Source organism: Rhizobacter sp. (assembly GCF_035702065.1).
Classification (GTDB): domain Bacteria; phylum Pseudomonadota; class Gammaproteobacteria; order Burkholderiales; family Burkholderiaceae_C; genus Rhizobacter.
In genome coordinates, this window is the sequence record NZ_DASSRA010000002.1 from 1 (window position 1) to 10,295 (window position 10,295).

13 protein-coding genes and 1 pseudogene are annotated in these 10,295 nt (G+C 68.3%); all 14 read left to right on the forward strand.

Annotated elements, in window-relative coordinates:
- Positions 1-268: pseudogene (locus tag VFL64_RS00100) on the forward strand (hypothetical protein); the annotation flags it as partial.
- Positions 269-385: 117 nt separating this feature from the next.
- On the forward strand, positions 386-805 hold the full coding sequence (locus tag VFL64_RS00105; protein ID WP_489538340.1) for a rubrerythrin family protein: 420 nt from the start codon (positions 386-388) through the stop codon (positions 803-805).
- 65 nt (positions 806-870) lie between these two features.
- Positions 871-2,223, forward strand: coding sequence for a heterodisulfide reductase-related iron-sulfur binding cluster (locus VFL64_RS00110; RefSeq protein ID WP_489538341.1), 1,353 nt, complete (start codon positions 871-873; stop codon positions 2,221-2,223).
- 121 nt (positions 2,224-2,344) lie between these two features.
- Positions 2,345-2,926: a DUF3501 family protein gene (locus VFL64_RS00115; RefSeq protein WP_489538342.1), complete on the forward strand. Its 582-nt coding sequence runs from the start codon at positions 2,345-2,347 to the stop codon at positions 2,924-2,926.
- Between the two features lie 196 nt (positions 2,927-3,122).
- A complete protein-coding gene (locus VFL64_RS00120) occupies positions 3,123-3,566 on the forward strand; it encodes a BON domain-containing protein (RefSeq protein WP_489538343.1) in 444 nt (147 codons plus the stop codon).
- Positions 3,567-3,714: 148 nt separating this feature from the next.
- Positions 3,715-4,110, forward strand: coding sequence for a response regulator (locus tag VFL64_RS00125; RefSeq protein WP_489538344.1), 396 nt, complete (start codon positions 3,715-3,717; stop codon positions 4,108-4,110).
- Positions 4,111-4,196: 86 nt separating this feature from the next.
- The gene (locus VFL64_RS00130) at positions 4,197-4,364 is read left to right on the forward strand and encodes a hypothetical protein (protein WP_489538345.1); all 168 of its coding nucleotides are present in this window, start codon (positions 4,197-4,199) and stop codon (positions 4,362-4,364) included.
- A gap of 10 nt (positions 4,365-4,374) precedes the next feature.
- Positions 4,375-4,569 (forward strand): hypothetical protein, encoded by a 195-nt coding sequence (locus tag VFL64_RS00135; protein ID WP_489538346.1) that lies wholly within the window; start codon positions 4,375-4,377, stop codon positions 4,567-4,569.
- 227 nt (positions 4,570-4,796) lie between these two features.
- Entirely contained in the window at positions 4,797-5,750 is a 954-nt protein-coding gene (locus tag VFL64_RS00140; protein WP_489538347.1) for an EpsD family peptidyl-prolyl cis-trans isomerase, read from the forward strand.
- A 15-nt stretch (positions 5,751-5,765) separates the two neighbouring features.
- On the forward strand, positions 5,766-6,674 hold the full coding sequence (gene epsE, locus VFL64_RS00145; RefSeq protein ID WP_489538348.1) for a polysaccharide export protein EpsE: 909 nt from the start codon (positions 5,766-5,768) through the stop codon (positions 6,672-6,674).
- A gap of 10 nt (positions 6,675-6,684) precedes the next feature.
- On the forward strand, positions 6,685-8,115 hold the full coding sequence (epsF, locus tag VFL64_RS00150) for a chain length determinant protein EpsF (protein WP_489538349.1): 1,431 nt from the start codon (positions 6,685-6,687) through the stop codon (positions 8,113-8,115).
- Positions 8,112-9,038 (forward strand): polysaccharide biosynthesis tyrosine autokinase, encoded by a 927-nt coding sequence (locus VFL64_RS00155; RefSeq protein WP_489538350.1) that lies wholly within the window; start codon positions 8,112-8,114, stop codon positions 9,036-9,038. The genes epsF and VFL64_RS00155 overlap by 4 nt, the downstream gene beginning before the upstream one ends.
- Positions 9,039-9,049: 11 nt before the next feature.
- Positions 9,050-9,940, forward strand: coding sequence for an exosortase B (xrtB, locus tag VFL64_RS00160; protein WP_489538351.1), 891 nt, complete (start codon positions 9,050-9,052; stop codon positions 9,938-9,940).
- 12 nt (positions 9,941-9,952) lie between these two features.
- Positions 9,953-10,295 (forward strand): exosortase C-terminal domain/associated protein EpsI (locus tag VFL64_RS00165; protein WP_489538352.1); only part of this gene is annotated, 343 nt, incomplete at its 3' end.

The window sequence follows — 10,295 nt, forward strand, 5'->3', positions numbered from 1 at the left end:
GGACATGGTGGAACGCCTGAGCCCCGCGTACGTCCGCTCGCCGGCGGCCAAGCTGAACGCCGTGGTCGGTGGGGCCGAGAGCGAGGAGTTCCTGCGCCAGAACAGCCTGCTGCGCGACGCCTGGGGCGAGGCTGCGGTACCGGTCTGCGAAGCCATCCCCGCCGCCAACCACTTCACCGTGCTGCACGATCTGGCCGACCCCGAAGGCCGGCTGCACCGCCTCGCCTTGAACCTGCTCGACCTGACTCGCGTTAACCCTGAAAAATAGGCGAGCCCTATGGCTTCGGATTGAATCTTTGTATTGGAAGAGCCTGAAAGGCTGCGGTACGGTTTGGTAGTTGGCTGGCTCGCAGCCATCACGTCCACACAACCCGAGGAGATCGACATGGGCTTGAAAGGATCGAAGACCGAGCAGAACCTGAAGGACGCCTTTGCAGGCGAATCGCAGGCCAATCGCAGATACCTCTACTTTGCAAACAAGGCCGACATCGAAGGCCAGAACGACGTGGCCGCGCTGTTCCGCTCCACCGCTGAAGGCGAGACCGGCCACGCGCACGGCCACCTGGAGTTCCTTGAGGCGGTAGGCGACCCGGCCACCGGCCTGCCCATCGGCTCCAGCCGCAACAACCTCAAGGCGGCCGTGGCGGGTGAGACCCACGAGTACACCGACATGTACCCGGGCATGGCCAAGACGGCACGTAGCGAAGGCTTCGACGAGATTGCCGACTGGTTCGAGACGCTCGCCAAGGCCGAGCGCTCGCATGCCAACCGCTACCAGAAGGCGCTGGACGCGCTGGTCGATTGATCTGACTTGATGTTGTTCTTCAGCCGGCCCCGTCATTTGCGGGGCCGGCCTACTTTGGAGCACTCATGACGACACGAGAGGGCAATCTCGAAGCGCCCACGCGCCATCCGATCGACTGGCAGAACCCCGAGTTCTACGACGAAGAGAAGTGCCTCCACGAGATGGAGCGCATCTTCGACATCTGCCACGGCTGCCGCCGCTGCGTGAGCCTGTGCCAGAGCTTCCCCACGCTGTTCGACCTGGTTGACGAGAGCAGCACGCAAGAGGTGGACGGCGTGTCCAAGGCCGACTACTGGAAGGTGGTCGACCAGTGCTACCTGTGCGACCTCTGCTACATGACCAAGTGCCCCTACGTGCCGCCGCACCCGTGGAACCTCGACTTCCCACACACCATGCTGCGGGCCAAGGCCATCAAGTTCAAGAAGGGCGACGTGGGCACCGGCGAGCGGCTGCTGGCTTCCACCGACGTCCACGGCCAGTTCGCCGGCATCCCCATCGTCGTGCAGGTGGCCAACGCGCTCAACAAGACCAAGCCCATGCGCAAGCTGCTCGACAAGACGCTGGGCGTGCACCCCGACGCCTGGCTGCCCGAGCTGGCAGGCAGCCGCTTTCGCTGGAGCGCCAGCAAGAAGGGCAGCGCCAGTGAGGTGAAGGACGGCGAACGCACGCCCGGCAAGGTGGCGATCTTCTCCACCTGCTACGTCAACTACAACGAGCCGGGCATCGGCCACGACCTCGTCAAGGTGCTGGAGCACAACGCCATTCCCTACGTGATCGTCGAGAAGGAAAGCTGCTGCGGCATGCCCAAGCTGGAGCTGGGCGACCTGCAGGCGGTGGCGCGGCACAAGGAGGCCAACATCCCCGTGCTGGCGCGCTACGCGAAGGAGGGCTACGCGATCCTCTCCGCCATCCCGAGCTGCACGCTGATGTTCAAGCAGGAACTGCCGCTCATGTTCCCGGGCGATGCCGACGTGGCCACGGTGCAGGAGGCGATGTACGACCCCTTCGAGTACCTGGTGGCCCGCCACAAGGACGGCCTGCTCAAGACCGACTTCAAGCAGCCGCTGGGCAAGGTCAGCTACCACATCCCCTGCCACGGCCGGGTGCAGAAGATCGGCAAGAAGACCGAGGAGATGCTCAAGCTCATCGGCCAGGCCGTCACGGTGGAGCTCAACACCGTGGAGCGCTGCTCGGGCCATGCCGGCACCTACGGCGTGAAGACGCCCACGCACCCGGTGGCGATGAAGATCGGCCGGCCGGTGTTCAAGGCCATGGCCACCAGCGAGCCCGACTACATCAGTTCCGATTGCCAGCTGGCCGGGCACCACATCGCGCAGGGCATGGGGCAGCAGGGCGCACCTGCGGCCAAGCTGGCGCACCCGTTGAGCCTGGTGCGCATCGCGTATGGATTGAGTTGAGCGGACTGCGCGCACGCCACCGCCCGCTCAGCCTGAGGTATCGAAGGCCCGCGCAGGCCGTGCCCGGCTTCGATGCCTCAGCCCGAACGGACGGAGAGATGCCCACAAGAAGGAGCAAGGCATGACCACCATCACCCCCGACAGCCTGCTCACCCTGGAGGCCTACGCCAAGGTGCGCAAGGAGAACACCCGCCGCTTCATCGCGCACCGCAAGCTGCGCAGCGTGGCCCTGGGCGAGCACATCACCGTGCAGTTCGAAGACGAAACCACCATCCGCCGGCAGATCCAGGAGATGCTGCACATCGAGAAGATCTTCGAGGAGGAGGGCATCGCCAGCGAGATCGCGGCCTACGCGCCGCTCGTGCCCGATGGCACGAACTGGAAGGCCACCATGCTGATCGAGTACCCCGATGTGCACGAGCGCCGGCGTGAACTGGCGCGCCTCATCGGCGTGGAAGACCGCATGTTCGTCGAGGTCGAGGGCTATGCGCGCATCTACGCCATTGCCGACGAAGACCTCGACCGCGAGACCGACGAGAAGACCTCGGCGGTGCACTTCCTGCGGTTCGAGTTTCCCAAGCCCGCACGCGACGCCGTGCGTGCCGGCGCACAGGTGAAGCTCGGCTGCGACCACACCCACTACCCGGCGCATGTGGCGATCGCCACGGACACCCTGGCCAGCCTGGCTGGCGACCTGCGCTGAGCGTCAGCACTCAACTCAGGCCCGCTCCAGCACGGACGGCCTATTCCTACAGGCCGGCGCGATGCAGGCCGATGGTGGCCCGCCCGCGCGCTGTCTAAAGTGACTTCAGGGCGTGCGATTCGACAAGTAGCGCATGCGCCATCGGCGCCAACAGGCGCTTGCTGCCCCCGCAGCTTCAACCTGAAGGAACCCAACCATGATCACATTCAAGACCTCAGCCAGCACCCTGTGTGCTCTCGCGGCGGCCTTGGCGCTCGGCGCCTGCCAGCGCACTGACGATGGCCGCACGGTCGGCCAGAAGACGGACTCGGCGATGGCCAGTGCCGAACAGAAGGCCGGCGAGATCAAGCAGGACATGAAGCAGGAGACTGCCGAAGCCAAGAACGACATCAACCGCGCCGTCGACAAGGCTGGCGACAAGATGAAGGACGCCAGCATCACCACCGCCGTCAATGCCGAACTGGCGCGCGACTCCGAGTTGAGCGCCTTGCGCATCAATGTCGACACCTCGCAAGGCCGCGTGGTGCTGCACGGCACGGCACCCAACGATGCCGCGCGCCAGCGCGCCACCACCCTGGCATCGCGCGTCGACGGCGTCGTGTCCGTCGACAACCAGTTGAGCGTGGGCTCGCGCGGCTGAAGCCCTGCTGCTCTGCCTGAGCCTCGCCCAAGCCGCTCCGTGAGCGGCCAGGCGGCCGGACCTTTCCTGGGTCCGGCCGCTTTCTTTTGGAAACAGGGCAGGCACGCCGTTCGCCGCAGTGCAGCAACTTCTTCACCGCGAGAACCCCATGAAGCGCGAATTCAACGAGCTGGACCGGCACGAAGTGCTCTACGTCGAAGACCACCCGACCAACGTGCGGCTGATGCAGGCGCTGTTCAGGCACCGACCGCACCTGGAGCTGGTGGTGGCCGTCGACGGCCGCCAGGCGCGCGAGATCGCGCAGCGGCTGCAGCCTTCGCTGCTGCTGCTCGACCTTCGCCTGCCCGACTGCGACGGCGTCTCGCTGTTGCAGGAGCTGCGGCAGGTCGAGGGGTGGGAGACGCTGCCTGCGGTGGTGGTGACGGCCGAGCAGGGCTTCGAGATCCGGGGCACGGGCTTCAGCGAGCTCTGGCCGAAGCCCATCGACCTCGCGTTCGTGCTGGGTCGTCTCGACGCGCTGATTGCGCACACCGTGCCCGCCTGAATCGGCGTGGAACGTGCCTTGCCGCGCTGGCTTGCGCATTCCATTTCGTCTGCGCTTGCGCATTCACCCGCCAGGAGGACACACCCATGACGCCACACACCCCACGCCGCGCGGCCACCTGCACGGCCATCGCATTCAGCCTGGTCGCCGCACTCACCGCCTGCGACCCGCGCCCGCCAGCGCCCAAGGCGGCACCGGGCGACACGACGACCTCGCCCTCACCGATGCCACCGGCCTCGGCGGCCAGCCAGTGAAGGCGCACGCATGCTGCAGATTGCGGGTGGCGTGACGCCGCCGCCGCCCATTCCGGACTTCGTGCCACCGCCGCCTTTGCCGCCGATGCCGCCCCCCGGGCCGGACGTGCGCCCGCCCGACGTGATCGACCCGCCCGCACCGGGCCAGCACGAACCGGTGCGCGAGCCGACGCGCCACGTCCCCGAAGTCACCCACCTGCATTGAGGGGTGGCTTCATGAACGGCAACTCTTACAGGTAACGCCCGCAGCCATCGGTATGAATGGCAAGGCACGTGCCCAGGCATTTACTGCAGTGCAACAACGGGCTCGGTTTTCAAGCGGACGCACGCCCGGGTGGTGCGTGGCACCGCGTTTGCCCTTGGGTCGCATCGGGCTGCGGGCACGGCATGTCAGCCGTGTCCTCGTCCCTCATGCAGAACAAGGAGCCTGGCGTGGGAACCACACACACAACACCTTCCTCCACGGTACGCCGCAGTGCAGGGCTGTGGGCGCTCTCGCTGCTGAGCGCCCTTGCGCTCGCGGCCTGCGACCGCAGCAAGCCGGCAGGTGCGGCGACGCAGATTGCGGCCAAGGTCAACCGGCAAGAGATCTCCGTCCACCAGGTCAACTTCGCCCTGCAACGGCAGGCCGGCCTCACGCCCGACCAGCTCGATGCCGCGAGCCGCAAGACGCTCGATGCCCTGGTCGACCAGGAACTCGTGCTGCAGGCCGCCACCGACCAGAAGATCGATCGTGACCCGGCGGTGGTGCAGGCGCTCGATGCCGCGCGGCGCGAGCTGATCGCGCGTGCCTATGCCGAGCGCCTGGCCTCCAGCGTGCAGCCGCCGAACGAGTCCGAGCTCAGGCAGTACTACGACGCGCACCCGGCGCTCTTCAGCAAGCGGCGCCTCTACACGCTGGTCGACACCGCGTTCGACGCCACGCCCGAGCAGCAGCAGGCCGTCCAGGCCCAGCTGCCCACCACGCGCAACGCGAGCGACGTGTCGGCGGTGCTGCGCCAGGCCGGCCTGCGCCACGGTGCGCGGCGGTCGACGGTGGGCGCCGAGGCGCTCCCCATGCAGGCGGTCGATGCGATGGTGGTGCTGCGCGAAGGCCAGTCGCACCTCATCGGCGGCCCGAGCGATGCGCACATCCTGACCGTGGTGTCGGTCGAGACCGTGCCGCTCAGCTTCGAGCAGGCGCGCGCACCCATCGAGAGCTTTCTTACCGGCGAGCGCAAGCGCGAGCTGCTGCAGCAGCAGATCAAGACGCTGCGCAGCGCCGCGCAGATCGAGTACCGCGGCCGCTTTGCCGCACAGGCCGCCGCCCAAGCCAACCCCCCGCAGCCGGCCGTGCTGCCCGCCGAGCCCACCTCGGCGCTGAAGAACGTGTCGGCCCTCAAGTGACAGGAGCAACCCTCCATGCGAACCCGAACCACCATGATCTCCCTCTACATGCTGCTGGCCCTGGGCTTGGCCGGCTGTGCCCAGAATGCCGCCGTCACCCGGCCCACGGCAACCCGCCCCCCGGAGACACCCGTGGCCGCACCTCCGCCGGCCGCGGCCGAGCCCGCACCGGTGGCGCAGGCACCGGTCGACATGCGGCGTGACTACGTGGTCGGCCCCGGCGACGTGCTGCGCATCAACGTCTACCAGAACGCCGACCTCTCGCTTGAGGCGCGCGTCTCCGAGAGCGGCCTCATCACCTACCCGCTGCTCGGGCAGGTGGCGGTGGGCGGCCAATCCATCGGGCAGGTCGAAGCCACCATTGCCGATGGCTTGAAGAAGGGCAACTTCATCAAACAGCCGCAGGTCGGCGTGCTGCTGGTGCAGGTGCGCGGCAACCAGGCCTCGGTGCTGGGCATGGCCACGCGGCCTGGGCGCTACCCGATCGAAGTGAACGGCATGCGCATGAGCCAGCTGCTGGCGCTGGCCGGCGGCGTGGCACCGGGCGGCAGCGAGATCGTGACCTTGAGCGGTGTGCGCGACGGGCAGCCCTACCGCCTGAAGGTCGACATCTCCGCGCTCTTCACCGGCGGCACGCCGCTCGACGACCCGCTGGTGCTCAACGGCGACACCTTGTATGTGGAGCGCGCGCCCACCGTCTACATCTATGGCGAGGTGCAACGCCCTGGGCCCATCCCCCTGCAGGGCGACATGACGCTGATGCAGGCGGTGGCCAGCGGCGGCGGCCTCACGCAGCGCGGCACCGAACGCGGCATGCGCATCCACCGGCGCAATGCGGCCGGCAAGCTGGAAGTGATCTCGCCGCGCATGGATGACCTCGTGCGCACGGGTGACGTCATCTACGTCAAGGAAAGCCTGTTCTGAAAGCTGCCGAATGAACCTCTCGCAACTTCTTGGCATCCTGCGGGCGCGCTGGATGTCGGCCCTCATCGTGTTCACGCTGATCGTCGCCACCGTGGTCGGCGTGAGCCTGGTGCTGCCGCGCAAGTACACCGCCACGGCGGCCGTGCTGATCGACATGAAGTCGAACGACCCCATCGCCGGGCTGACCAGCGTGAACGGCATGCCGATGGGCTACGTGGCCACGCAGGCCGACATCATCATGAGCCCGCGGGTGGCGCAGCGCGTGGTGCGTGACCTCAAGCTCGCCGAGAGCGGCGAGCTGCGCGGCAAGTGGATGGAGAAGACCGACGGCGCGGGCACCTTCGAGGGCTGGCTGGTCGAGGCCTTGCAGGCCAACCTCGACGTGAAGCCCTCGCGCGAGAGCAGCGTCATCAACGTCAGCTACACCTCGCCCGACCCCAAGTTCAGCACCGCGCTGGCCAATGCCTTCGTGCAGGCCTACCTCGACACCACGCTCGACCTGCGCGTCGACCCGGCCAAGCAGTACAGCAGCTTCTTCGACAGCCGCTCCAAGGAGCTGCGCGAGGCGGTGGAGAAGGCCCAGGCCAAGCTCTCGGCCTTCCAGAAGGAACACGGCATCACCGCCATCGACGAGCGCTACGACGTGGAGAACGCGCGCCTGGCCGAGCTCTCGTCGCAGCTGGTGGCGCAGCAGGCCATCACCGCCGAATCGGCCAGCCGCCAGGAGCAGGCGCGCACCGCAGCCAACCAGCTCAGCGACGTGATCAACAACCCGATGGTGGCCGGCTTGCGCGGCGACCTGTCGCGGCAAGAGGCCAGGCTGCAGGAGATGAACGTCCGGCTGGGCGACGCCCACCCGCAGGTGATCGAAGCCCGCGCCAACATCGCCGAGCTTCGCGCCCGGCTCGACGCCGAGACGCGCCGCGTCAGCAGCAGCATCGGCGTCAACAACAACATCGCCCAGGCGCGCGAGGCCGAGGTGCGGGCCGCGCTCTCCTCGCAGCGCGCCCGCGTGATGCAGATCAAGCAGCAGCGCGACGAGGCCCTGGTGCTGCAGCGCGACGTGGAGAGCGCCCAGCGCGCCTATGACGCGGTGAGCGCCCGCCTCACGCAGAGCAGCCTGGAGAGCCAGACCAAGCAGACCAACACCGCCTTGCTCGCCGCCGCCACCGAGCCGACGCGGCATTCCTCGCCCAACCTCATGCTCAACACCTTGCTGGCCGTGTTCGTGGGTGCGATGTTCGCGGTGGCCTTCGCGCTGCTGCGCGAGCTGCGCGACCGCCGCCTGCGTGGCGTGCAGGACGTGGCCCAGGTGCTCGGCATCCCCGTGCTGGGCAACCTGCCCGGGCCGATACGCCGGCCCTTGCTGGGCAAGCGGCGCTTCGTGCTGCCCGGCCAGGTGATGGGACGACTGCCCAACGGCATGGAGGTGCGTTCATGAGGCGCGATCGCCACGACGAGCCGCGTTTCGAGACGCCGCCGCAGTCCGCCTTCCAGCAGGACTGGTGCGACGACGAATCTGCCGCCGTGCTCGACAAGCCCATCGGCACCATCCTCACCGACAGCGGCCGGCTCGACGCCGACGACGTGCAAAGCGTGGTCGACCACCAGCGCAAGAAGGGCCTGCGCTTCGGCGAGGCCGCCGTCGCGCTGCGGCTGGTGAGCGAAGACGACGTGCTGTTCGCGCTGTCGCAGCAGTTCCACTACCCCTACGCGCCCAAGCACCGGCGCGACCTGAGCAACGAGCTGGTGGCCGCGGTGCAGCCCTTCAGCGAGCAGGCCGAGGCCTTCCGTGCGCTGCGCAGCCAGCTCACCATGCGCCAAGTGGTGGGCAGCGGCTCGCGCCGTGCGCTGGCCGTGGTGAGCCCGGAGCGCGGTGACGGCAAGACCTTCTTCGCCGCCAACCTGGCGATCACGCTGGCCCAGCTGGGCGGCAGCACGCTGCTGATCGACGCCGACCTGCGCGCGCCGCGCCTGCACCAGGTGTTCTCCATCCCCGGCGCGAACGGCCTGTCGGGCGTGCTCAACGGGCGGCAGCAGCCCAACTTGATCCACCAGGTGCCTGACCTCAAGACCCTGTTCGTGCTGCCGGTGGGCGTCACGCCCCCCAACCCGCTGGAGCTGGTGGAGCGCCCCGCCTTCGGCCGCATGCTCGGCGAGCTGCTGCGCAAGTTCGACAACGTGATCGTCGACACCCCCGCCGCACAACGCGGCTCCGACGCGGGCGTGATCGCCTCGCGCTGCGGCTCGGCGCTCATCGTCGCGCGGCAGCACCAGAGCCGCATGAGCGCGCTGCACAAGCTGGTGGGCGCAGTCAACCAGGGGTCGGCGCAGCTCGCGGGTTTGGTGATCAACGAGTACTGAGCGACTCGTTCATGCTGCCCTTGAGCCACCCCGCCAGCGCGCAGCGCCGTTCGCTCTGGCCATCGCGCTGGACTGTTCCTGCGCTGCTCGCGCTGGGGGTGCTGGCGCTGTACCTGCCGACCTACTGGCGCCTGTTCGACACCGTCTGGGCCACCGACGAGCAGGGCCATGGCCCGCTCATCGTGGCCCTGTGCGTGTGGCTGGTGGTGCAGCGCTGGCCGCAGTTCACGGCCTTGCCCGACCGGCCGGCCATGGCCCGCGGCGGCAGCCTGCTGGCGGCCTCGCTGCTGGCCTACGTGCTCGGCCACTCCCAGGGCATCCAGGGCATGGAAGCTGCGTCGCAGATCGGGGTGCTGGGTGCGCTGGCGCTGTGCTTCAAGGGCATGGCCGGCCTGCGCGTGATGGCCATGCCGCTGGCCTTCCTGGTGTTTGCGGTGCCGCTGCCCGGCATCCTGGTGCAGACCCTCACCATGCCGCTCAAGCTGGCGGTCTCGTCGTGCGCCGAATGGCTGCTGCACCAGGCCGGCTACCTGGTGGGCCGCACCGGCGTGATGCTGGTCATCGGCCAGTACCAGCTGCTGGTGGCCGATGCCTGCGCCGGCCTCAACTCCATGTTCACGCTGGAGGCGCTGGGCTTCCTGTGGATGAGCCTGCGCCCGCGCAGCACCGCGCTGCGCGATGCGCTGCTGGCGCTGGTGATCCTGCCCATCTCGTTTGCCGCCAACGTGGTGCGCGTGATGGCGCTGGTGCTCATCACCTACCACCTCGGTGATGCGGCGGGGCAGGGCTTCGCGCACAGCTTCTCGGGCATCGTGCTGTTCGTCGCGGCGGTGCTGATGATGATGGCGGCCGAGGCGGTGATCCGCAGGCCCGCACTGTCATCCCGGCGCACGCCGGGATGACGGGAGAGCGGGATGAGTGCTGTGCTCCACCTCTCGCCGCGCAAGCGCGCCGTGCTGCTGCTGCTGGCCATGCTGCTCGCCGCGTGCGGGGCCGAGCTGCTCAAGCCCACGCACCAGCTCGCGGTGCAGATGCAAGCCGTGCAGCTCACGCAGCAGGTGCCCGAGGCCTTTGCCGACTGGCGGGTCGACACCGCCACCGTGCCCGTGCTGCCCGACCCCACGCTGCAGGCGCGCCTCGATTCGGTCTACGACCAGACGCTCGCCCGCGCCTATGTCAACGCCAAGGGCGAGCGCGTGATGCTCACCATTGCCTACGGGCGCGACCAGAGTTCCGAGGCCACCGCCGTGCACCGGC